Origin of the sequence: Micromonospora sp. WMMD1082 (genome assembly GCF_029626175.1) — a bacterium.
Classification (GTDB): domain Bacteria; phylum Actinomycetota; class Actinomycetes; order Mycobacteriales; family Micromonosporaceae; genus Micromonospora.
In genome coordinates this window covers 2,837,552-2,859,616 of the sequence record NZ_JARUBM010000002.1, presented here as the reverse complement: position 1 = coordinate 2,859,616, position 22,065 = coordinate 2,837,552, and the positions used below count along the sequence as shown (strand labels likewise).

Sequence of the window (22,065 nt, the reverse complement as noted above, 5' to 3'; positions counted from 1 at the left end):
CCTCAGGTGAAGGGGGTGGGAGTGACGCCGGCGTCGATGAGGGCGGCGCGGACCAGTTCCGCGGCGGCCACCGCGCCGGGGGTGTCGCCGTGCAGGCAGACGGATTCGACCGTGCACGGCACGGTGCCGCCGTCGACGGTGACCACCACCCGCTCGGTGGCCATCCGCACCGCCCGGCTGGCCACCTCCTGCGGGTCGGTGACCAGCGCGTCCGGCGAGGTGCGCGGCACCAGGCGGCCGTTGGGCAGGTAGTTGCGGTCGGCGAATCCCTCGGCCACCACCCGGATCCCGGCCCCCTGGGCGAGCTGGGCCAGCACCGAGCCGGGCGGGCAGAGCAGGGGCAGGTCCCGGTCGTAGTCGTCGACCGCGGCCACCACCGCCGCCGCCTGCATCTCGTCGGTCGCCGCCGCGTGATAGAGCGCGCCGTGCGGCTTGAGATAGCGGACCCGGGTGCGGTACGCCCGGCAGAACGCGTCGAGCGCGCCGAGCTGGTAGAGGACCTCGTCGCGCAGCTCCGCGAACTCGTACGCCATGTGCCGCCGGCCGAAACCGGCGAGGTCCCGGTAGCCGACCTGGGCCCCGATGGCGACTCCCCGCTCGGCGGCGGCCGCGCAGACCCGCCGCATGGTGGCCGGATCTCCGGCGTGAAAGCCGCAGGCGACGTTGGCGGAGGTGACCAGGTCCAGCAGCGCCTCGTCGTCTCCGAGACGCCAGATGCCGAATCCCTCGCCGAGGTCAGCGTTGAGGTCCATGGAATCTCACCGTAGTGCCTGGGCGGGCCTGCGCGAGCGGGGTCACGTCGTCCACCACCGCGATGACGGGGTAACCGCCGGTGGTGGGATGGTCGGCGAGGAAGATCAGCGGTTGGCCGTCCGTCGGCACCTGCACCGCGCCGAGGACGAGCCCCTCGCTGGGCAGTTCCCCGGCCACCGCGCGGGGCAGCGGTGCGCCGGTCAGTCGCGCGCCGACCCGGTTGCTCAACGGACTCACCTCGTACGCCGTGCCGAGCAGCCGCTCCAGCGCGGCCGGGGTGAACCAGTCGTGCCGGGGACCGAGCCGGACCGCGAGGCGCAGCTCTGTCGGTGGCAGCACCGGCACGGTGACGTCGACCGGTGCGGGCGGGCCGGCCGGGGTGCCCAGCGGCAGCACGTCGCCGTCGCGCAGCGGTGCCGGCCCGAGCCCGGCCAGGGTGTCGGTGGACCGGCTGCCCAGCACCGGTGCGACGGCGATCCCACCGGCCACCGCGAGCCAGCAACGCAGGCCCCGTCGGGCGGGACCGATCCGCAACACCGCCCCGCCCGGTACGGCCAGCGGTCGGCCGGTGTCACCGGGCCGGTGACCGACCCGCACGTCGGCCTCGGCCCCGACCACGGCAACCGTGGTGGCCCGGGTCGGCCGCAGCTCGCAGCCGGTCAGGGTGATCTCCAGGCCGGCCGCGCACTCGGGATTGCCGACCAGCCGGTTGGCCAGCCGCAGCGCGGCCGGGTCGAGCGCACCGGAGCGCGGTACCCCGAGGTGCGCCCAGCCGGGCCGGCCCAGATCCTGCACGGTGGTCAGCGCTCCAGCGCGGAGGATCTCGACGGCGGCGGCCACCCGGGCCACGGTTGGTCCGGCGGGTCCACCGGCACCACCGCCCGGCCCGACGGTGCCCACGGGTCCGGAGTTCCCGGTCATGCCGGCACCAGCCGGACCCGGGTACCGGGGGTGAGCAGGGCCGGCGGGTCGGCCGTCACGTCGAAGAGAGTCAGCCCGGTCCGCCCGACCAGCAGCCAGCCGCCCGGCGACGCGGTCGGATAGATCCCGGCGTACGGGCCGGCCAGGGCGACCGACCCCGCCGGCACCCGGGGACGCGGAGAGGCCAGCCGGGGCACCGCCAGCTCGGCGGGCAGCCCGGTCAGATATCCGAAGCCGGGTGCGAAGCCGCAGAACGCCACCCGAAACTCGGTCTGCCGCAGGCGCCGCACGACGGCCGGCACGTCCACCCGCCAGTGCGCGGCGACCAACGGCAGATCCTCCCCGTCGTACCTCACCGGCACCTCGACCGGACCGGTGCCGGCTTGGTCCACACGGCCGGCGGTGCTGGCTTGGTCCACACGGCCGGCGGTGCCGGCTTGGTCCACGCGGTCGGCGGAGTCGGTGCGGGCCGGCGGTCCGGGCGTCCAGTCCGCGATGCGCGCGGCGGTCGCCGCCGGGTCCGGCACGCCGTCGAGCAGGACGGTCGCGGCGGCCGGCACGATCTCGTCGGCGACCAGGTCACCTCGGTCGCGGCGCCGCCACAGTTCCGCCCGCCACGCCTCGACGAGCGCGGCAACTTCGCCGCCGGGCGCCGGTGCGACGTCGGGATCGGGTGTGCGGGGCGCGGCGCGAGCCGCGAGGTCGGGGTCGGTGGCGCTGCCGTCGGCTGAGGTCGGGGGCGCGGCGAGGTCGAGCAGGAGGGCGTGCGCGCCGACCGGTCTGATCCGCATCCCGCCATCCTGGCGGACCCGGTCCCACCTCCGCGTCGTCCGCTGGTCGGACGACGTGACGAGTTGCACTACCCGAAGGTAACCTACGGTGTCGTAACCTGATGCCGTGACCACCTCAGCACGCCCCCGGCTCAAGCCGGTCGACATCGGGAAACCCCGGATGCGCGGCTGGCTGCACACGTACGCGTTCTTCGTCGCGCTGGTCTGCGGCATCGTGCTCTGCTCGATCGCCGCCGCCCGGCCCGGCTGGACACCCCTGATCGCTTGTGCCGTCTACAGCCTCACCGTCTGCGGTCTCTTCGGCACCAGCGCGCTCTACCACCGCCGAGTCTGGTCGACGCGCGGCTTCCAGGTCATGCGCCGGATGGACCACTCGATGATCTTTCTGTTCATCGCCGGCACGTACACACCGTTCTGCCTGCTGCTGCTGGAGACCCGCGCCGCCGTGATCATGCTGTCGGTCGTCTGGGGCGGCGCCCTGGCCGGCGTGGCGCTCAAACTGATCTGGCCGCACGCGTCCCGCTGGATCTCCGCGCCGCTCTACCTGGCACTCGGCTGGGTGTCGGTCGCGATGCTGCCGGACATCCTCCACTACGGTGGCGTGTCCGCACTGGTGCTGCTGAGCGTCGGCGGCGGGATCTACACCGTCGGGGCGGTCTTCTACACGCTGCGCCGCCCCAACCCGTGGCCCACCGTCTTCGGCCACCACGAGTTCTTCCACGCCTGCACGTTGGTCGCCGCGATCTGCCACCACGTCGCCATCTACTTCGCGCTGTTCGCCTGAGCCCATCGCACGACGACGGCGGGGGCGGTGGGTGGTACCCACCGCCCCCGCAGGGTCCGTCCGCCGAAGGTCAGTACGGGGGACCGGGCCGGCGCACCTCGCGGTACTCCTCCACCACCCGGTCTTCCTGCACCGGTACGGGGTGCTCGGCGATCACCCGCTCCTCGCGCACCGGGGCGACGGGGCGCCGGCGCGAGTTCCAGAAGTAGAGGGTCACGATCAGGCCGGCGACGCCCGCGAACATCAGCACCCAGCCGACCACGCTCAGGTTGAGCCAGCCGAGTTCCGCCTCCACGGCGAACGCGAAGATCGCGCCCAGCGCGATCAGGAAAATACTGCCACCGATGCCCATCTCGTCGTCTCCTTGGCTATCGAAGCTGGCATTCCACTCCGCCGCGGCCACGGATGAGGTTGCGGCACCGACCGACTTACCCCGGCACGGAGATCGCCAATCGGGCAAGCTGGAGACATGAAGGACACTTCGGTGGATGAGCGGACGCTGGTGCTGCTACGGCACGCCAAGGCCGAACAACCCACGGCGGACGGTCCCGACGTCGAGCGTCCGCTGGCCACCCGCGGACGCGCCGACGCCGCGGCGGCCGGCGCCTGGTTGGCCCGGCACGAGCTGCTGCCGGACGTGGTGCTCTGCTCGGCGGCCGTGCGCACCCGGCAGACCTGGCACAACGTCCAGATGGGGATCACCGGCTCCCCGCCGGAGAGCGGTCCCGCCGGCCCGGCGCCGGTCGTCCGCTACGAACGGGACGCCTACGAGGCCCATCCGGAGGATCTGCTGAACCTGGTCCGGCGGGTGGAGCCGACCGCGGCGACGGTCCTGCTGATCGCCCACAACCCGGGCATCTCGCTGCTGTCCGAACTGCTCGATCCCCGCCACGCCGAGCCGGAGGGGCTGCGCACCAGCGGCCTGGTGGTGCACCGCGCGGCCCTGCCGTGGGCGGAACTGGGCCGGGGCACCGCCGGGATCGCCGCGCAGCACACCGCACGCGGCTGAGTCGCTCGATCGACTCGGTCGCGTGCGGTGTGGCTGCCCCGGCCCGGCTGACGGCCGGGCCATCTCGGCGGCGCGGTCGGCGCCGGCTCAGCTTGGTGGCGCGGTCGGCGGTGGCGGGTCGGGAGGTGGCGGCATCATCGCGGTCGGGTGCGATAGCCGGTTCTCCTCCACGATCAGTGTCCGTGCCCGCTTTCGGCGATCCTGCCAGAACCAGAGCGTGGTGAGCAGGACGGCCAGCCCGGCCAGGATGAAGACCCAGCCGACCGCCCGCAGGTCGATCCACCAGACGTTGGCCCGGATGGCGAAGGTCAGGATCGCGCCGATCGCGATCAGGAAGATCCCACTACCAATGCCCATGTGCGCGGCACTCCCCCGTGCGGTTGCTTCTGGGCGTACTCGAACTGGTCCGCGATGGTTACCCGCCAGCCGTGGGCTTACTCAGAACGCGTCCTCCGGCAGATCCATGATGTCCAGGTCGGTGCCCTCGATGATCCGGCGGTCGGCACCGATGCGGGGCAGCACCTCGCGGGCGAAGAACCGGGCAGCGGCCACCTTTCCGGTGTAGAACGCCTTGTCCGCCGCCGACACCTCGCCGGCCAGCGCCTTCAGCGCCACGTCGGCCTGCTTCTGCAGGAGCCAGCCGACCACCAGGTCGCCGATCGCCAGCAGGAACCGCCGGCTGCCCAGCCCGACCTTGTAGAGCGCCCGGGCGTCCCCGCCCTGCGCCTCACCCAACCAGCCGGTCATCACCCCGAGGATGGTCTGGATCTCGGCGAGTGCCTTGCCGAGCGCCTGACGCTCCTCCTTGAGCTGGCCGTTGCCGGCCTCGGTGGCGATGAACTCCTGGATCTCACCGGCCACGGCCATCAGGGCCCTGCCGTTGTCCCGCACGATCTTCCGGAAGATCAGGTCGAGGCTCTGGATCGCCGTGGTGCCCTCGTACAGAGTGTCGATCTTGGCGTCCCGGACGTACTGCTCCAGCGGGTAGTCCTGCAGGAAGCCGGAGCCACCGAAGGTCTGCAGCGACTCGTGCCCGAGCAGCTCGTACGCCCGCTCGGAGCCGACCCCCTTGACCAGCGGGAGGAGCAGGTCGTTGACCCGCTTGGCCAGCTCGATGGCCTTCTCGTCACCGGCCGCCTCCGCGATGGCGACCCGGTCCTGCCAGGAGGCGGTGTAGAGAACCAGCGCCCGCAGGCCCTCGGCGTACGACTTCTGCATCAACAGCGAGCGGCGTACGTCGGGGTGCGCGGTGATGGTGACCCGGGGGGCGGTCTTGTCCGTCATCTGGAGCAGGTCGGCGCCCTGCACCCGGTTCTTGGCGTACTCCAGGGCGTTGAGGTAGCCGGTGGAGAGGGTGGCGATCGCCTTGGTGCCGACCATCATCCGGGCGTACTCGATGATCATGAACATCTGCCGGATGCCGTCGTGCTTCTCGCCCAGCAGCCAGCCCTTGGCCGGTACGCCGTGCTCGCCGAAGGTCACCTCGCAGGTGTTGGAGACCTTCAGGCCCATCTTGTGCTCGACGTTGGTGGCGAAGACGCCGTTGCGCTCGCCCAGCTCGCCGGCGCTCTCGTCGAAGTGGTACTTCGGCACGACGAACAGCGACAGGCCCTTGGTGCCGGGGCCGCCCACGCCCGGCACGCCGACCGGGCGGGCCAGGACATAGTGGACGATGTTGTCGGACAGGTCGTGCTCGCCGGAGGTGATGAAGCGCTTGACGCCCTCGATGTGCCACGAGCCGTCCGGCTGCGGGATGGCGCGGGTACGCCCGGCGCCCACGTCCGAGCCGGCGTCCGGCTCGGTGAGCACCATCGTCGAGCCCCACTGCTGGTCGATGAAGAGCTTGGCCCACTTCTTCTGCTGTTCGGTGCCCTCGACGTGCAGCACGTGCGCGAAGGACGGGCCGGAGGCGTACATCCAGACCGGGGCGTTCGCGCCGAGCACCAGCTCGGCGAGTGCCCACCACAGCGCCCGGGGGGCGTTGGTGCCGCCCAGCTCCGGGGGGAGGTCCAGGCGCCAGAACTCGGACTCCATGAACGCCCGGTACGACTTCTTGAACGACTCCGGCAGCGGCGCGGTGTGCGTGGCCGGGTCGAAGACCGGCGGATGGCGATCGCTGTCCTGGTAGCTGGCGGCCAGATCCTCCCGAGCCAGCCGGTCGACCTCGGCGAGGAAGCTCCGCGCGGTGTCGAGGTCGAGGTCGGAGTACGGCTCCTGGCCGAACGCCCGGTCCGCCCCGAACACCTCGAACAGGTTGAACTCGAGGTCCCGAAGGTTGCTCTTGTAGTGGGTCATGTCGCTGGCCCCGCTTCCGGACAGGTGTTACCGATCAGTAACTCAGACTGTATTACTCGCGGGTAGGCAGCGACAAGCCACATTCGGAGGTGACAGGCATTACACACCTAGGGTTCAGGTTCCGGTCAGCGGGCGTCACCGACCGTCATATCCAGCTCGGCGTCACCCCTCGGTCGCGCCGACCTCCCAGCTCGGCACCGCCACCGTCGCACCGCCCGGTGAGCCCGTGTACTCCATCAGCACCAGCGCGATGTCGTCGTCGAGCCGGCCGTGCACCCACTCGACCAGCGCGGTCTCCAGCGAGGCCAATCCGTCGGCGACCGTGCCGTGCCCGAGCAGCCGCCAGGCCCGGTCGGCGGTGGGGAAGAACTCGCCGTCCCGCCGCGCCTCGCCGAGCCCGTCGGTGAACAGCAGCAGGCGGTCGCCCGGCTCCAGCCGCTCCACCCGTGGCCGGACCACCGGCATGAAGCCCAGCGGGGGCGCCGGTGCCGGCGGTTCGAGGGGGATCACCGCACCACGGCGCAGCAGCAGCGGGGCCGGGTGTCCACAGTTGACGATGGTGAGCGTGCCGCCCCGCTCCTCCACCAGCGCCGCGGTGACGAAGTCCTCGTCACCCACGTTGCGGGCCACCGCCCGGTCCAGGTCCGTCACGACGGCCCGCAGGTCGGCCCGCTCGTACGCGACGTGCCGGTACGAACCGAGCACGATGCTCGCCAGCCGGACCGCCTCCAGGCCCTTGCCACGCACGTCACCGATGATCATGCGTACGCCGTACGGCGTGTCGATCGCCTCGTACAGGTCGCCGCCGATCTCCGCGGTGGCCGTCGACGAGATGTAGCGACCGGCCACCGACAGCGCGCCCACCCGCGGGCCGAGCGGTCGCAGCACCGCCTGCTGCGCCACCGTCGCGAGCTTCGACAACTCGGCGATCTGCTCCGCCTGTCGTTGCCGTACCGACGCCACCGCCGCCGCGATACCGGTACCCATCGCGATGCCGGCCACGGCGACGGCGGTGGAGAGCGAGACGGTCCGTTCGGCCATGGCGAAGGCCGCGCCCAGCACGGAGGCGGCGGCGCCGACGCCGAGCACGATCCGCCAGGAGGCCAGCGCCGCGGCCAGGAACGGGGCGGCCACCATCAGCGCGATGTAGTTCGTCGCGCGGCCGTCCGCCAACTCGACCGCCGAGACGATCGCGAGCAGGATGAGGGCCGCGCCGAGGCCGGCGCGGGATCCGGGGCTCAGCGGGCCACGGCCCGGCTGGAGGAGTTGCGTGCGTACATCCGACAGCATGCCCGATGGACGTGAGCGAAAGAATGAACCTGGCCCGTCGGACGAGACTGTTCTGCCCGCGAAGTGGCGGGGCAGCAGCCGATCGCCGCGCGACACGGGCTCAGCCGAGCACCTCGTACCGGACCTCGATGTGACCGAGGTCGAGCGAGGCGATCTCCGCGAACGCCGCCCGCGACAGGTCCAGGCAGCGCCCGTCGATGAACGGGCCCCGATCATTGATGCGTACGGTGACGGACTTGCCGTTGCTCGGGTTGGTCACCCGCACCTTGGTGTTGAAGGGCAGCGTCTTGTGGGCGGCCGTCAACTGCTCCGGGTTGAACGTCTCGCCGTTGGCGGTCATCTGCCCCTGCCAGTAGAAGGACGCGCCGCAGGAGCCGGTGTCCACCACCGGCCGGGCCGTCGTCTTCGTGGCCGTCGGCTTCGGCGTCGGGCTGGCCGTACGCTCCTTGCTGCGCGACGGCGCCTGCGCGGTGCGGCTCGCGGTCGGGCTCGGCGTCGCGCTCGCCGTCGGGCTCGGCGTCGCGCTGGCACTCGGCGACTCGGTCGGTGCGCCGGTCGGCAGGTCGCTCGCGGCGATGGTGGGCGAGAGGTCGATCGCCGCCGGCCGCACCGGCTCCGGACCGGCGGTCAGCCGTACGGCACCGACGGTGCCCCCGACGGCGAGGGCGACGGCCACCACGGCGCTGGCCGTCAGCGCGGCCGGCGAGGTGATCCTGCGGGTACGGGAGTGCCTACCAGCCACCGGCCCGGTCCTTTCTCAGGGGATCAAATCGGGTCGGACCATAGCGAGAGAAGCACTTCGGAAGTCAACCTGATCATGATGCTATGTCCGCAATTGCAGTGATACGTGAAGCCGATCATCCGATCCGAGATGGGCCGCCGGGCCGGTACGCGGTGGAGGCGGACCGGCGTGCGGTGAGGGCGGGCGGTGCGTCGCTGGCGCAGGATGGTGACATGCCCGCCGAACTGAGAAAACGCCTGGTCGACCTCTTCGGATGGATCGATCCCGGTCCGGGCGCGACCCACCTGGTCAGCGACATCTCCGGCTGGTGGCGCGACCCCGCGACGCTCGCCGCGCTGGGCCCCGCGCTGGTCGCGCCGTTCCGGGCGGCCCGGCCCACCGTGGTCGTCTCCCCGGCCGTCACCGGGTTCCTCCTCGGGCCGCTGGCGGCCACCGCGCTCGGCGTGGGCTTCGTGGCGGCGCACAAGCCGGGCGACGGGCGACTGCCCGCCGGGCCGCTGACCTGGGCGCAGAGCCCACCCGACTTCCGCGGGCGGCAGGTCGACCTCGCCATCCACGACCGGCACCTCGGCCCCGGCGACCGGGCACTGGTGGTGGACGACTGGGTCGCCACCGCCGCCCAGGTACGCGCCATCTACGAGATCTGCGCGGCCCGCGGCGCCGAGCCGGTAGGCACCGCCACCATAGTCGCCACCTGCCCACCCCCAGTGGCCGAGGAGCTACGAATAATCCCCCTCCTAACCCCCACCGACCTCCCCACCTAGCGGACGAAGGTTTCTACTGTGGTGCAGACCTGGCCTAGGGCCTCGGCGGAGTGGGCCAGGGGGCCGGGCACCATGAGGGCGTGGTCGGCGCCCGGGATCTCCAGCACGTGCGGGGTCAACCGGCGGGCGACCGAGCCGTCCCAGGACGAGTCCGCGGTGCCGCCGACCAGGATGAACGGCGCGGTGGCCCGGCGTAGCGCGTCGATCACCTCGCCACGGTGCAGCAGCGGGGTGAGCCAGACGGCGGGCAGCCCATGACGGGCCGCGAGCGGCGCGGCGAGCGAGCCGAGCGACTTGCCGACCAGCAGGTCCGTCCGCTCGGTCAGGGTGGGGGCGACCTGGTCGCACACCCACCTGCCGATGGTGTCGATGTCGAAGTCGTCCGGTACCTGCCAGGAGATCCCGTGCAGCCCGAAACCGACCCGGCGCAGCGCCTCACCCAGGTAGAGGAAGAGGGGGTAGCGGGTGTCGTACCCGCGTCCCGGGATGAGCACCGCACGTCGGTCCGCCATGGACGTCTCCTTCTCGTCGAGCATCGACCGTACTCCTCTGCGGCCGGCCGTGCGACGGCGAAGGCGCCTCCGGGCGTACGGCCGGTCGGTAGCGTCGGCAGGATGTGGCCACGGATCGGCGCGCTCCGCACCCTCGCCCTCGGCACCCCGGGCGAACTACGGACGCACCTCAACACCCTCGTGCTGGCCCGCGTGAAGACCGCCACCGCCGGCCTGCTCGACGAGTACGCCGAGGAGGGCGAGGAGGTGGAGCACGTCGGCGAGCGACTCGCCCTCGTTGACGACCAGGACGCCCTGGTGGGCGTGGTCGAGGTGACCGGCGTCGAGGTGAGCCGCTTCGGCGAGGTGCCGTGGGACTTCGCCCGCGCCGAGGGGGAGGGCGACCGCTCGATCGAGGAGTGGCGCGCCGGGCACGCCGCCTACTGGGCCCGCGCCGGCACCCCGGTCACCGGAGACAGCAGGATCGTGTGCGTACGCTTCCGGCTGGTGTCCGCCGGCGACGGCGGCGTGCCCACCGGCGACCTCGGCACGTGACCAGATCCGGAGCGGCCCGGACTGTCAGCCGCGCAGCTCGGGCAGCAGGCGGGTGGCGACGTCCACCAGGACCGCCTCGTCGCCGGCGTACCAGCTGCTCGTCCGGGGCCAGTGCGTGATCACGTCGGTGAACCCCAGCTCCGCCGCGCGGCCGACCTGGTCGGCGAAGAACTGCGCGCTGCTCAGCGAGAAGACCGGTGCCGAGTCCAGCGAGAGGTAACGGTCCAGGCTGGCCGGGTCCCGTCCATCGGCGTCGAGCCGCGAGTCGAGCCGGGCGACCAGCTCGGCCACCCCGGCCCACCACTCGGCCAGGTCGTCGCCGCCGGGACCGGTGGTCACCCAGCCCTGCCCGAACCGGCTGACCAGCCGCATCGACCGGGGACCGTTGGCGGCCACCACGAGCGGCACCCGGGGCGCCTGGACGCAGCCCGGGTTGTTGCGCGCGTCCACCGCCGCGAACCAGTCACCGCGCCACGTCGTCCCGTCCTGCCGCAGAATCGCGTCGAGCAACTCGGTGAACTCGGCGAACCGCTCCACCCGCTGCCGTGGCGGAAGCGTCTCCCCGCCGAGCACCGCCGAGTCGAACCCGATGCCACCCGCGCCGAGCCCCAGCAGCAGCCGCCCACCGGAGACATCATCGAGCGCGGTCACCTGCCGGACGAAGGCGGCCGGATGCCGGAAGTTCGGCGACGCGACGAGCGTGCCGAGCCGGATCCGGGAGGTCACCGTCGCGGCGGCGGTGAGCGTGGTGATCGAGTCGAACCAGGGCCCATCCACCAGGTCACGCCAGCCCAGATGGTCGTACGTCCAGGCGTGGTCGAAGCCCCACTCGTCGGCCTGCCGCCACCGGTGCTGGGCCACCGACCAGCGCTGATCGGGCAGGATCACGATGCCAAACCGCATGATCGCCAGCGTACGGCGACCGACGCCCCCGGTCATCCCGGCCCGCCTTGGTACCGCGCAGGTCTGCCGGGGCGCGGTGTGGCTGGGCGGGATGCATTCGTTCCAGCAGTCGGGCTACAGACCGTCGAAAACGTCGTCGAGTACGAGTCTTGCCCGGCCCGGAACCTCCTCCTCGGGGAAGATGTCCGCACACAGACCGAGGACCTCTTCGACGCTGGTCAACCTAAGGTGGTCAACCAGAAAACGGATGTCGTCGGCGTCCCGACGACGTGCGGCAAGCACCTTCATAGCCAACAGGTGTTCCGCAGACGCTGCCGCGACCCGCAGGCCGGGATGATCGAATACGCGAGGCGCTGTCGCGTCGCCGCCGGGAGCGACGTAGGCACTCGCCTGTTCGTTGAGCCACCAGCGCGGCAGGCCGAGTTCGTCGGCGACGGCTCGGGCCTCGTCGAGCACTACCCCGTGCGGCTGGAACACGGCATCAATGTCGCGGGTCGCCCGCCGTGCGTCGTAGGCCAGAGCCATGGCGGCCCCACCGAAGATGTACAGATCCGCAACCACGCCTCGCCTTGCCAGCCGGTCCCCGAGCCGCCGGAAAGCGTCCTCGATCGCGGCACGGTCCAATAGCGGATCATCGACGCTCACGCGACGTTCAACTCCTGGGCCGACACATACACGCCGCGACGACGGAATGCCGCTGGCGCGTGCACCACCGCGTCAACCCGGGCGGCACGAGTGTTGAAGGGAAACCAGAAACGCCGCAGCGACCGCGTCTCGACCCACGACGGCGCACCGCGCCCATCCTTGGCCGCCAAGTGCTCTGTCAATGCGGCGAGGAACACGTCCCAGTGCTCGTCCCCGGTAGGCGAAGGTTCCTGCTCCAGCAGACCAGCGCGCACATCGGACGGCTCCCAGCGGTACTCCTCCAGGAACTCCGCCACCAACCGCCACCGCCGCGCCTCGTCCGCTCCGACGAGCAGGGCACCCAGGCGCACCACCGTGAGCGGCTGATACCTCGCGCCACGCTTCCTCACACCCCTGACGCTAGTACACCGGGGGCAGATTCCGCCTGGCCCCTGGGAGCGACCCTCCCTAGACCTGAGGTACAACAGCGCGGTGACACCGAGCCAAGAACTGAATCCGCCGGCCTTGACCGAGCTGTGGGAGCAGCGCTGGTCCGAGTGCCCACCGTTCGCCCACTGGCTTCGCGGCCAATACCCGGATCGGTGGGTGAGGTTCCACAGCCTGCCAGGATCGAAGCGGTACGCAGACAACGAGACCGAGTACGCGATCGTGCTCGACCGGCACTACACGGTGCTGTCAGAGCTCGGTCCAGGTGCCGTCCTTCTTGTTGTAACCAGCGAGTGGACAGAGGGCCCGGCAGCCACCCCCCAGATGTGGCCGAGGCGTTCAGAAGTCGCGCCGTCGGCATGGCACTGGCAGACCCTGCTGGCAGACCCCGAGGAAGAGCCTGAGTACCGCACCTATACACAGCTCTACGGCGAGACGATCCCTTGGCGATCGGGCGCGATTGACACCCTGTTGAGGGCCGTCGCCGACGACGAGTTGTCAAACGTGATCCTCGCGCCGGCTGACCTTCGATGGCTGTATCACCCCTACGACGGTGGAGCCGATGTCATTCTGCCGACCCGAGAGCAACGGGACGCGCTGAAGGCACAGCACCGGGATTGGCTCTCCCAGCAGTCGTCCGGACTCTAGATGCCGCCAAGCCATCGCCCTTGACCCCTACGCATCGGGCACGCCCGCAGACTGCGGGCGGCACGCGGCGGGAATGGCTCGGCGTCCGCGCGTGTCGCAGCCAGGTCTCCGTTGTACGTAGGGTGCGGAAGTGACAAGAAGCGAGCAGCTCGCGGAGCAGTTGGACTGGTACTGGCGCAAGAACCTGCGGCCACGGCTGGAGGGTCTTACCGACGAGGAGTACTTCTGGGAGCCGGTGGGCGGCTGTTGGAGTATCCGCCCACGGGGCACGTCGGCCGCATCGATGTCGGAAGGTTCGGGGGGATGGACGATGGACTACGTGTTCCCTGGTCCGGTGCCGGCGCCAGTGACCACGATTGCCTGGCGGCTGGCGCACATTATCGTCTCGTGTCTGGGCTATCGGGTCGGATGGTACTTCGGCGGCCAGGACGTCGACTCCGAGACATTCGCCTACGCGGGGACCGCTGACGAGGCGCTGAAACAGCTCGACGAGATGTATGGGAAATGGAACGCGGGGGTTCGCGACCTCTCGGACGCTGACCTAGAGAATCCTCCCACGGTGGGCCCCGAGCGGTTTCCCATGGAGAGCAGGATCCTGCACGTCAACAGGGAGCTGATCCATCACGGCGCCGAGATTTCCCTGCTGCGCGACCTCTACCGCTGGCAGGACGGAGCCGTACCGAGCCGGCCCGGCCCCGCACGTCAAAGCGGGCCTTGACGCACGGTCGGACGCTGCCGGAACAGACGGAGTCGGCTCTCGTGTCACGGACCGGGCCCGACGGACACCGGCATGAATGAAGCCCAGGTCGGGAACCTGTCCTGACCTGGGCTTCAACCCGGAGCGGGTGACGGGAATCGAACCCGCACTGTCAGCTTGGGAAGCTGATGTTCTGCCATTGAACTACACCCGCGAGCGGGATCACTGTACCTGAGTCACCGCCACGGTGCACCCAGGCACCCCGCCGCCACCCGCTCCCGGGCGACGGCGGCCAGGCCAGCGGGACCAGGCAGCACGGCCGGCGTCGGGCCAGCAAGAAGTTTCCTGCCGGCAACACATAGCCATTCTCAAATCTGTCGATGGGTTGTAACGTCCTCCCCACATTTTCCGCACGGCGCGACACAACCCCCGGTCGCGCCGCCAGAAAGAGGTGGGCTTATGGGACTACGTCCCGTCCTGCTGAGCCGGCGTATGACCGGCATCGCATCGACGTCACTCGCGCTGGTGCTGGGCGTGGCCGCGGTCGGCCTGCTGCCGGCCGCCACCACGACCGCGAGCCCGGCATCGGCCGCCGTCACCGCCGACGAGGTGTGTGCGGACCCGACGGGCACGCTGGCCCGGGCCAAGGGCGGCACCGCCGTCGAGCACGACCCGAACGAGCTGACCATCGCGCAGGTCCACCAGCGCGAGGCCGAGTTCGCCGACCTGCTCCAGGAGCGGGCCAAGCGGGTCGGGCAGCGTACGTTGAGCACCCAGGCAGCCGCCGCCTCCGTCACCATCCCGGTCGTGGTGCACGTGATCCGCCGGGACACCACCCGGGCCGGCGGGAACATCCCCGACTCGATGATCCAGTCGCAGATCAGCGTGCTGAACCAGTCGTTCAGCGGCGCGACGGGCGGGGCCGCCACCGCCTTCGCCTTCCAGTTGCAGAGCATCAACCGGGTCACCAACACGTCGTGGTACCCGATCCGGCAGGGCTCGACGGCCGAGCGTCAGATGAAGACCCAGCTGCGTCAGGGCGGCAAGGCGACGCTCAACGTCTACCTCGGCCAGCTGAGCAACAACCTGCTCGGCTGGGCGACCTTCCCGCAGAGCAACCTGAACGTGATGGACGGCGTGGTCGTGCTGAGCGAGTCGCTGCCCGGTGGCACCGCCACCAACTACAACCAGGGCGACACCGGCACCCACGAGGTCGGGCACTGGCTGAACCTCTACCACACCTTCCAGGGCGGCTGCTCCGGTCAGGGCGACCAGGTCGCGGACACCCCCGCCGAGGCCTCACCGGCCAGCGGCTGCCCGACCGGTCGGGACACCTGCTCCAGCCCGGGCCTGGACCCGATCACCAACTTCATGGACTACTCGTACGACACCTGCATGTACCAGTTCACCCCGGGTCAGGCCACCCGGATGATCAACGCCTGGAACGCCTACCGCGCCTAGCATCAGCCCGTACGACCGGTGCCGGCCCGCTTCCCCACGGGCCGGCACCGGTCACGGGTGCTCAGGCCGCGCGGCGGTGGTGCCTGCCCAGGCGGGCCGGTGCCGGACGGACGGCCTCCGGGACGGTGCCGGACGGATCGAGCCAGACCTGGACGGCCGGCCGGACCGCCGGCTCGCTCGGCCCACCGGCACCGGCGTGCCCGTGCCGGGCGAGCATCGCCACGTCGACCGTGAACTCGAAGAGCCGCCAGTCGGCGTGCGGCGCGGCCCGTGCCGCGAGGGCCAGGCGGGCGACGGTGGCATCGTCGGTCACGGGCCGGGCGCGGCCGGCGACGTATGCCTCGTCGTCGCTCTCCTCCGGCGGGAACGAGTGCAGCGCGTAGCGCCCGTCGCGTTCCAGATCGCGCCGCTTCGGCGAGTCGATCACGAAGCAGAAGAGACCGTCGTCGGTGATCACCGGGGAGACCGGGTGCACCCGGGGCCCGCCGTCGGCGCGGACCGTGGCCAGGTAGCCGAAGCCCGGGCCGTACTGCTGCATGAGAAGGCGGATCCCGTTGGCGAGTCGAGGCTCGTCAGCGGCGAATTCGGACCAGGAAGCCATGCCTGCCATCTTATCGAACACACGTTCGAAGCGGGTAGCCCGACACGCAGGTCGCACACCGACAGCTATGGTGTGGCGATGCTGCTCTCCGACCGGGACCTGGTCTCCGAGATCAAGGCAGGCACGCTGGCGCTCGAACCGTTCGAGCCCACGCTGGTGCAGCCGTCCAGCATCGACGTACGCCTGGACACGTTGTTCCGGGTCTTCAACAACCACCTGTACACCCACATCGACCCGGCCACCCGGCAGGACGACCTGACCTCGGCGGTCGAGGTGCCCGACGGCGAGCCCTTCGTGCTGCACCCGGGTGAGTTCGTGCTCGCCTCCACGCTGGAGGTAATCTCGCTGGGCGACCAGCTCGCCGGCCGGCTTGAGGGCAAGTCGAGCCTTGGGCGGCTCGGCCTGCTCACCCACTCCACCGCCGGCTTCATCGACCCCGGCTTCTCCGGCCATGTCACCCTGGAGCTGTCCAACGTGGCCAACCTGCCGATCACTCTCTGGCCCGGCATGAAGATCGGCCAGCTCTGCGTCTTCCGGCTCTCCTCGCCGGCCGAGCACCCGTACGGTTCGGCCGTCTACGGCTCGCGCTACCAGGGCCAGCGCGGCCCGACGCCGAGCCGCGCGTGGCAGAACTGGCGCACCTGGCCCACCCGCTGACCCCGCCGCGGTCAGCCGCCGCCAGCGGGGCCCGCACCGGGATCGCGCAGGCCCCACCGTCGTACGCCCGAACGCCTCAGCCGGGCCGGCCGAAGCTGTGGATGGGGCTGCCGTCCAGCCGCTTCATCTTCACCGGCTGACCCGCGCGGGAGGCGTGCACCACCCAGCCACCACCGACGTACATGCCGACGTGGTGCAGGTCCCGGTAGTAGAAGACGAGGTCGCCCGGGCGCAGCGCGCTGCGGCTGACCGAGGCGGTGACCTGACGCTGCCGCGCCGCGTTGTGCGGCAGCGCCACCCCGGCCCGCGCCCACGAGGCCAGCATCAGCCCGGAGCAGTCGTACGCGTTCGGCCCCTCGGCACCCCAGGAGTACGGCTTGCCGATCTGGGCGCAGGCGAACGTGACCGCCTCGCCGGCCGGCCCGCCGGGATAGCCGGCCGGGCAGGGCGCAGGTCGCAGCGGGCCACCGCTCCCCCGGCCGTACGCCTGGGTGCGCAGCCGCTGCAACCGGTCGATCTCGGCGTCGATCTGCCGCCGCTTCTCCGCGAGTTCGGCCTCGGTGCGGGCCAGTTGGTTGATGGTGCGGTCCAGTCCGGCCTTGGCGGCGGCGAGTTCGTCGCGCAGGCCACTCGCGTGCCGCACGTCCTCCTGCTGGTAGCGGGCGTAGCGGTCGAGCAGGCCGAGCTGTTCGATGACCTCGCCCGGCGACCGGCTGCCCAGCAGGGTGTTGACGGCCCGTACCTGCTCTCCCTTGTACGCCCCGGCGGCCAGCCGGCCGACCCGGTCCATCGCCTCGTCCACCTGGCGTTCCAGTGGTGCCATCCGGGCGGCGAGGGCGTCGGCCTGCCGCCGCTTCGCGGCCAGGTCCTGTCGGGTGGCGTTGTGCCGTTCGATGACGGGTTCGAGCCGGTTCCAGTCCTCGTCGATCTGGCGCTCGATGTCGGCGACCGTCGGATCGGCCTGGGCCGCTGCCGCGCCACCGGTCAGGATCACGGCGGTCGCGGCGAGTGCGGCAAGTGCGGTGGTGCAGCGGTACCAGCGGAAACGCGGCGCATCCGGCGGGCGGCCCGGCAAGGCGGGCCGCTGCGACGGTGGCCGCGGGGCATGGTGTGCCACCGGGCTCCGTACTCCTTCTTCCCATACCGCCTACCGGGTTAGCTGACGGGTTCGGGCGGGGAGGGGGCGCCCTACCGCGACGATCGCGGATTCACCCCGGGTACCTGGGTCCCCGGCTCGCTCGGAAGCGACTCGACGGTGTCGGACCGTTACCGCCCCGGTGGGCGGATCTGCTACCGGGCCGACGATTGCCCAGCGTAGGGACGATCGGCGTCGATACGCAACAGATCCGCACCGTCACTGTCGGTGCTGACATCCGACAGCGACGAGGGCCCCCGGCAACTTGACCGGGGGCCCTCGGGCGTTCCTGCGCGCCCGCTCAGCGGCGTCGACCGCCGAGCCTCAGCGGCGCTGTCCGTCGACTACTCAGCCGGGGCGACGGAAGCCGGCCACCGGCATGGTCGTGATCGGAGAGACGTTGACCGGCTTGCCGGCCCGTGCCGCGTGGACCATCTGGTTGTTGCCCAGATAGATCCCGACGTGGCTCACGTCGCTGCGGAAGAAGACGAGATCGCCGGGGCGGGCGTCGGCCCGGGAGATGGCCTTGCCCTCGTTCCACTGGGCACCGGTGTAGTGGGTGAGGTAGATGCCGGCGGCCTTGTACGCGTACTGGGTCAGGCCCGAGCAGTCGAACGAGTTCGGCCCGGTGGCTCCCCAGACGTACGGCTTGCCGACCTGCTCGCACGCCGTCTTGATGGCGGTCCGCGCCGCGGCGCTGACGACACCGTTGATGGTCGGGCAGTTGGTGGTCTTCACCGTGGTCACCGGCAACGACCGCTCAAGCCGCTTGATCTCGCCGTCGATCTGCTTCTTCTTCGCCGCCAGTTGCTTTTCCTTCGCCTCCTGGTCGGCGATCAACGCGTCGAGCTTGGCCTTCTGGTCGTCGTACTTCTTCCGGATCTTCATGACGCCATCAAGCTCTCGACGCTCCTGCGCGGCGAGCCGGTCGAGGAGGGCCATCTGCTCGCCGAGCTCGTCGGGCTTCGCGTTGAGCAGCACCGCGCCGAGTTCCTGGGACGGGCCGGTGATGTAGTAGCGGGAAGCGAGATCGGCCACCCGGTTCATCGCCAGCTCGGATTCCAGGGCCAGCGGCTGGATCTTCTTCTGCAGGTCCGCCGACTTCTGCCGGTTGACCCTCAGCTGAGCGCGCACCTTGTTGTACTGCTCGATGGTGGGCTCCAGCTTCTGCCACTGCTTGTCGATCTGCGCCTCGATCTCGTCGACCGAGGGCTCGGCGTACGCGGGGGCGGCGAGCAGGCCGGCACCGACCGCGGCGGCGGCGACCAGAACGACCAGTTGGCGGGCGGCCCTGCGCAGCCCGCCCGGACGGGATCGTCCCGGCGCATGACGATGAAGGGGCATGGTTGCCACCGGCAGCGACTCCTTTGCAACCGACCACCGGGCGTCCCGCGAACGGTAGGAGGCGAGACAGACGACCCGCGACGGTCGGTGCCTCACATTAGGGAAGCCGCCGTACGGAATCAAGGCGACCAACGGATCATTCACCTTTGCGCGACCGGTCGCACACAAAGGGTGTCGGCCAATTCGTTACAGTTACGTTCGTAAATGCCAAAGCGGCGCGGCGGCACCGGTGCGGGTGCCGCCGCGCTCGCGTACGCCATCGGTCAGCCGGCGACCGGCGCGTTCTCCTCGGCGCCCGCGGCCTGCTCGGGGCGGACCGAACGGAGCAGGACGCTCGCGACGTCGACCACCTCGACCTGCTCGCCGGCGCCCTTGCCGTTCACCCCGTCGTTGAGCATCGTGGAGCAGAACGGGCAGCCGACGGCGACCGTCCTCGCCCCGGTGGACATGGCCTCCTCGACCCGGTCCACGTTGATCCGCTTGCCGATCCGCTCCTCCATCCACATCCGGGCGCCACCGGCGCCGCAGCAGAAGGAGCGTTCGCTGTTGCGTGGCATCTCGACCAGGCCGCCGTCACGGCCCGCGCCGGCTGCGCCGTTCTGGCCGCCATTGAGGGCCGCGCCGAGCACCTCGCGCGGTGGGGTGAAGACCCGGTTGTGCCGGCCGAGGTAGCACGGGTCGTGGTAGGTCACCCCGCCGTCGATCGGCTGCACCGGGGTGAGCCGGCCGGTGCCGACCAGGTGTGCCAGCAGCTGGGTGTGGTGCACCACCTCGAACTCGCCGCCCAGCTGGCCGTACTCGTTGCCCAGGGTGTTGAAGCAGTGCGGGCAGGTGGCGACGATCTTGCGCGTTGCTTTCTCCCGGCCCTCGAACGCCTCGTTGAGGGTCTCGACGTTCTGCTGGGCGAGCATCTGGAAGACGAACTCGTTGCCGATCCGGCGGGCCGGGTCGCCCGTGCAGGTCTCGCCCTCGCCGAGGATGGCGAAGGAGACGCCCGCCTCGTTCAGCAGCGTGGCCACCGCCCGGGTGGTCTTCTTGGCCCGGTCCTCGAACGCGCCGGCACAGCCCACCCAGAACAGGTACTCGAAGTCGTCGACCTCGCCGACCCGGGGCACCTCGAAGTCGAGGCCCTTGGTCCAGTCCTCCCGGGTGTTCGGCGGGGCACCCCACGGGTTGCCCTTGTTCTCCAGGTTGCGCAGCATCACACCGGCCTCGGACGGGAAGCTCGACTCGATGAGCACCTGGTAGCGACGCATGTCGACGATGTGGTCGACGTGCTCGATGTCCACCGGGCACTGCTCCACGCAGGCGCCGCAGGTGGTGCACGACCAGAGCACGTCCGGATCGATCACACCACCGGACTCGGCGTCACCGATCAGCGGCTTCTCCGCCTCGGCGAGTGCCAGCACGTCGAGGTGGGCAAGCTGGGCGGCGGTGGCCTTCTCCTCGCCGGTGAGGTCCTTGCCGCCGCCGGCCAGCAGGTAGGGCGCCTTGGCGTACGCGTGGTCGCGCAGGCTGAGCACCAGCAACTTCGGTGACAGCGGCTTGGCGGTGTTCCAGGCCGGGCACTGCGACTGGCACCGGCCGCACTCGGTGCAGGTGCTGAAGTCCAGCAGGCCCTTCCAGGTGAACTGCTCGACGTGGGCGACCCCGAACTGATCCTTCTCCGGGTCCGCCTCCTCGAAGTCCAGCGGCTTGCCGTCGCTCATCATCGGCCGCAGCGCGCCGAGACCCGAGCCGGCCGCGCCCGGCTGCCGCTTGAAGAAGATGTTGGGGAAGGCGAGGAAGCGGTGCCAGGCGACACCCATCGTCACGTTCAGCGAGATCACGATGAGCCAGGTCATCGAGATCGCGATCTTGATGAGGGCGGCGACGCTGACGCCGTCCTCCCAGGCCGGCAGCGTCGAGCCGACCGCGTGACTGAGCGGGGTGGCCCAGGTCGGGTACTCGAAGTGGTCGGTGGCCACCTTGAAACCGCGGATCAGGAAACCCATGATCAGTACGGCGAGGACGACCGCCTCGACGAAGTAGCCCTGCCACATGGTGGAGCCGACGAACCGCGACCGGCGTCCCGCCCGGTTCGGCCGGTTCGCCAGCCGGATGGCGATCAGCACCCCGATGCCGACGACACCCAGGATGCCGATCCACTCGGTCACCAGGCCGTAGAGCGTCCAGCCGCCGATCAGCGGCAGGCCACCGGTGGTGGAGACCACCTCGAAGTACGCCTCGAGCACCAGCAGCGACAGCACGACGAAGCCGACCATCACGAACCAGTGGGCCGCACCCACCACGCTCCAGCGGAGCATCCGGGTGTGCCCGGCGGTCTCCGCGAGCATGGTCTTCGTACGGCTGCCCTTGTCGCCGAACCGGGTCGGGTCGGGCTGACCCAGCCGGATGACGGCCACCATCTTCGAGACCGCGCGTACCGCAAGCCACACCGCCACGGCGGTGATGGCGGCCGCGAGGATCGTGGTGACGATCTGGACGCTGCCCATCGAGTTGGCCTCCCGGTCTGCTGCCTGTCGAGCGCGCGGCGACCGGGTCGGCGGCAGGGGTCGGTCGACCCGACCGTCGCCGCACCTCAACCTGACCGGTCGATGACCTCGCTCCGCTCGGTCATGCAGTGCAGCCTACGCGCAAGGTTACCCAGCAGTAACGTGAGTCTTCTCGCACCCGGGCCACGCTGCCCTGCGCACACCCTAGGAGGCGGCCGGGACTTCCGCTCGGCCGGCCCTCGGGGGCCCGCCGGCGGTCAGGGCCATCGACCCGCGGATCAGCGCCAGCGGGAGAGCACGATCAGGGAGGCGACCATCGCGCCGAAGCCCACCGCCAGGTTCCAGTAGCCCAGCTCCATCACCGGCCACCGCTGCTCGGAGAGGTAGTAGACCACCAGCCAGCCGATGCCGAAGACGATCAGCGACACCGCCAGGATCGGCAGCCACATCGGGCTGGGCTTCCGCGTCGCCGCTGTCGCCGTCGGGCGGACATCGGTGGGCGGGGTGTACACCTTCTTCTTGCGGACCTGAGACTTGGGCACGGCGCTCTCCAGAGGGGTTACGACCTCGTCCGGCCTGACAACCGGGCGCGAGGGCGACGGTCCATGGCCAATAATGTTCGACAGCTAGCGTAGTCCGGAAGACCCGTTCAATCCAC

At 70.7% G+C, this 22,065-nt stretch carries 25 protein-coding genes, 1 tRNA gene and 1 riboswitch; of the genes, 8 read left to right on the top strand and 18 right to left on the bottom strand.

The annotated features are described in order from the left end of the window. Positions 1-2: 2 nt before the first annotated feature. The 3 genes from O7615_RS13195 to O7615_RS13185 are packed head-to-tail and all read right to left on the bottom strand — an operon-like array spanning position 3 to position 2,465. Complete coding sequence (locus O7615_RS13195; RefSeq protein ID WP_278177781.1) at positions 3-752, bottom strand: 5-oxoprolinase subunit PxpA; 750 nt, start codon at positions 750-752, stop codon at positions 3-5. Beyond that, on the bottom strand, positions 736-1,674 hold the full coding sequence (locus O7615_RS13190) for a biotin-dependent carboxyltransferase family protein (RefSeq protein ID WP_278177780.1): 939 nt from the start codon (positions 1,672-1,674) through the stop codon (positions 736-738). Before O7615_RS13190 ends, O7615_RS13195 begins: the two co-directional genes overlap by 17 nt. Beyond that, positions 1,671-2,465 (bottom strand): carboxyltransferase domain-containing protein, encoded by a 795-nt coding sequence (locus tag O7615_RS13185; RefSeq protein WP_278177779.1) that lies wholly within the window; start codon positions 2,463-2,465, stop codon positions 1,671-1,673. The genes O7615_RS13190 and O7615_RS13185 overlap by 4 nt, the downstream gene beginning before the upstream one ends. Positions 2,466-2,571: 106 nt before the next feature. On the opposite strand from O7615_RS13185, the gene O7615_RS13180 reads away from it, so the two are divergent. After that, positions 2,572-3,249: a hemolysin III family protein gene (locus tag O7615_RS13180; protein ID WP_278177778.1), complete on the top strand. Its 678-nt coding sequence runs from the start codon at positions 2,572-2,574 to the stop codon at positions 3,247-3,249. 70 nt (positions 3,250-3,319) lie between these two features. Here the strand turns inward: O7615_RS13180 and O7615_RS13175 are convergent, their stop codons facing one another. Then, the gene (locus O7615_RS13175; RefSeq protein ID WP_278177777.1) at positions 3,320-3,601 is read right to left on the bottom strand and encodes a DUF6458 family protein; all 282 of its coding nucleotides are present in this window, start codon (positions 3,599-3,601) and stop codon (positions 3,320-3,322) included. A 117-nt stretch (positions 3,602-3,718) separates the two neighbouring features. Between O7615_RS13175 and O7615_RS13170 the strand changes: the two genes are divergently transcribed. Beyond that, entirely contained in the window at positions 3,719-4,258 is a 540-nt protein-coding gene (locus tag O7615_RS13170; protein WP_278177776.1) for a histidine phosphatase family protein, read from the top strand. A gap of 87 nt (positions 4,259-4,345) precedes the next feature. Here O7615_RS13170 and O7615_RS13165 read toward each other — a convergent pair whose 3' ends face one another. The 4 genes from O7615_RS13165 to O7615_RS13150 form a co-directional block, all read right to left on the bottom strand. Then, on the bottom strand, positions 4,346-4,615 hold the full coding sequence (locus tag O7615_RS13165; RefSeq protein ID WP_088996804.1) for a DUF6458 family protein: 270 nt from the start codon (positions 4,613-4,615) through the stop codon (positions 4,346-4,348). An 81-nt stretch (positions 4,616-4,696) separates the two neighbouring features. Further along, positions 4,697-6,553 (bottom strand): acyl-CoA dehydrogenase, encoded by a 1,857-nt coding sequence (locus O7615_RS13160; RefSeq protein WP_278177775.1) that lies wholly within the window; start codon positions 6,551-6,553, stop codon positions 4,697-4,699. Positions 6,554-6,715: 162 nt separating this feature from the next. Beyond that, entirely contained in the window at positions 6,716-7,843 is a 1,128-nt protein-coding gene (locus O7615_RS13155) for a PP2C family protein-serine/threonine phosphatase (RefSeq protein ID WP_278177774.1), read from the bottom strand. 100 nt (positions 7,844-7,943) lie between these two features. Then, positions 7,944-8,585 (bottom strand): septal ring lytic transglycosylase RlpA family protein, encoded by a 642-nt coding sequence (locus O7615_RS13150; protein ID WP_278177773.1) that lies wholly within the window; start codon positions 8,583-8,585, stop codon positions 7,944-7,946. 212 nt (positions 8,586-8,797) lie between these two features. Between O7615_RS13150 and O7615_RS13145 the strand changes: the two genes are divergently transcribed. Then, positions 8,798-9,349 carry a phosphoribosyltransferase family protein gene (locus tag O7615_RS13145; RefSeq protein WP_278177772.1) on the top strand — a complete coding sequence of 184 codons (552 nt, stop codon included), beginning with the start codon at positions 8,798-8,800 and terminating at the stop codon, positions 9,347-9,349. Here the strand turns inward: O7615_RS13145 and O7615_RS13140 are convergent. After that, a complete protein-coding gene (locus tag O7615_RS13140) occupies positions 9,346-9,861 on the bottom strand; it encodes an alpha/beta hydrolase (RefSeq protein WP_278177771.1) in 516 nt (171 codons plus the stop codon). The genes O7615_RS13145 and O7615_RS13140 overlap by 4 nt on opposite strands. 102 nt (positions 9,862-9,963) lie before the next feature. Here O7615_RS13140 and O7615_RS13135 point away from each other — a divergent pair, with 102 nt between their 5' ends. Next, positions 9,964-10,395 (top strand): ASCH domain-containing protein, encoded by a 432-nt coding sequence (locus O7615_RS13135; RefSeq protein WP_278177770.1) that lies wholly within the window; start codon positions 9,964-9,966, stop codon positions 10,393-10,395. Between the two features lie 24 nt (positions 10,396-10,419). Here O7615_RS13135 and O7615_RS13130 read toward each other — a convergent pair whose 3' ends face one another. The 3 genes from O7615_RS13130 to O7615_RS13120 form a co-directional block, all read right to left on the bottom strand. Further along, positions 10,420-11,334, bottom strand: a complete 915-nt coding sequence (locus O7615_RS13130; protein ID WP_278177769.1) for an LLM class flavin-dependent oxidoreductase — start codon at positions 11,332-11,334, stop codon at positions 10,420-10,422. Between the two features lie 78 nt (positions 11,335-11,412). Continuing rightward, positions 11,413-11,943: a DUF6036 family nucleotidyltransferase gene (locus O7615_RS13125; protein ID WP_278177768.1), complete on the bottom strand. Its 531-nt coding sequence runs from the start codon at positions 11,941-11,943 to the stop codon at positions 11,413-11,415. Further along, a complete protein-coding gene (locus O7615_RS13120; RefSeq protein WP_278177766.1) occupies positions 11,940-12,332 on the bottom strand; it encodes a hypothetical protein in 393 nt (130 codons plus the stop codon). The genes O7615_RS13125 and O7615_RS13120 overlap by 4 nt, the downstream gene beginning before the upstream one ends. Before the next feature lie 196 nt (positions 12,333-12,528). Here O7615_RS13120 and O7615_RS13115 point away from each other — a divergent pair, with 196 nt between their 5' ends. Together O7615_RS13115 and O7615_RS13110 are read left to right on the top strand one after the other, a co-directional pair. Next, positions 12,529-13,017 carry a hypothetical protein gene (locus O7615_RS13115; protein ID WP_278177764.1) on the top strand — a complete coding sequence of 163 codons (489 nt, stop codon included), beginning with the start codon at positions 12,529-12,531 and terminating at the stop codon, positions 13,015-13,017. A 130-nt stretch (positions 13,018-13,147) separates the two neighbouring features. Further along, a complete protein-coding gene (locus O7615_RS13110; protein ID WP_278177762.1) occupies positions 13,148-13,735 on the top strand; it encodes a DinB family protein in 588 nt (195 codons plus the stop codon). A 122-nt stretch (positions 13,736-13,857) separates the two neighbouring features. On the opposite strand, the gene O7615_RS13105 is transcribed toward O7615_RS13110, so the two are convergent. Beyond that, a tRNA-Gly gene (locus O7615_RS13105) sits at positions 13,858-13,928 on the bottom strand. Between the two features lie 245 nt (positions 13,929-14,173). On the opposite strand from O7615_RS13105, the gene O7615_RS13100 reads away from it, so the two are divergent. Next, on the top strand, positions 14,174-15,175 hold the full coding sequence (locus tag O7615_RS13100; protein WP_278177760.1) for a zinc metalloprotease: 1,002 nt from the start codon (positions 14,174-14,176) through the stop codon (positions 15,173-15,175). 61 nt (positions 15,176-15,236) lie between these two features. Here the strand turns inward: O7615_RS13100 and O7615_RS13095 are convergent, their stop codons facing one another. Continuing rightward, positions 15,237-15,776 carry a pyridoxamine 5'-phosphate oxidase family protein gene (locus tag O7615_RS13095; RefSeq protein ID WP_347405085.1) on the bottom strand — a complete coding sequence of 180 codons (540 nt, stop codon included), beginning with the start codon at positions 15,774-15,776 and terminating at the stop codon, positions 15,237-15,239. A gap of 78 nt (positions 15,777-15,854) precedes the next feature. Between O7615_RS13095 and dcd the strand changes: the two genes are divergently transcribed. Further along, positions 15,855-16,433: a dCTP deaminase gene (gene dcd, locus O7615_RS13090; protein ID WP_278177758.1), complete on the top strand. Its 579-nt coding sequence runs from the start codon at positions 15,855-15,857 to the stop codon at positions 16,431-16,433. Between the two features lie 76 nt (positions 16,434-16,509). Here the strand turns inward: dcd and O7615_RS13085 are convergent, their stop codons facing one another. The 4 genes from O7615_RS13085 to O7615_RS13070 form a co-directional block, all read right to left on the bottom strand. After that, positions 16,510-17,550: an NlpC/P60 family protein gene (locus tag O7615_RS13085; RefSeq protein ID WP_278177757.1), complete on the bottom strand. Its 1,041-nt coding sequence runs from the start codon at positions 17,548-17,550 to the stop codon at positions 16,510-16,512. A 12-nt stretch (positions 17,551-17,562) separates the two neighbouring features. After that, positions 17,563-17,698: riboswitch (cyclic di-AMP (ydaO/yuaA leader) on the bottom strand. Between the two features lie 218 nt (positions 17,699-17,916). Next, a complete protein-coding gene (locus tag O7615_RS13080; protein ID WP_278182088.1) occupies positions 17,917-18,927 on the bottom strand; it encodes a C40 family peptidase in 1,011 nt (336 codons plus the stop codon). A 248-nt stretch (positions 18,928-19,175) separates the two neighbouring features. Next, a complete protein-coding gene (locus O7615_RS13075) occupies positions 19,176-21,407 on the bottom strand; it encodes a (Fe-S)-binding protein (RefSeq protein WP_278177756.1) in 2,232 nt (743 codons plus the stop codon). 278 nt (positions 21,408-21,685) lie between these two features. After that, positions 21,686-21,949, bottom strand: coding sequence for a cell division protein CrgA (locus tag O7615_RS13070; protein WP_278177755.1), 264 nt, complete (start codon positions 21,947-21,949; stop codon positions 21,686-21,688). Between the last annotated feature and the right edge of the window lie 116 nt (positions 21,950-22,065).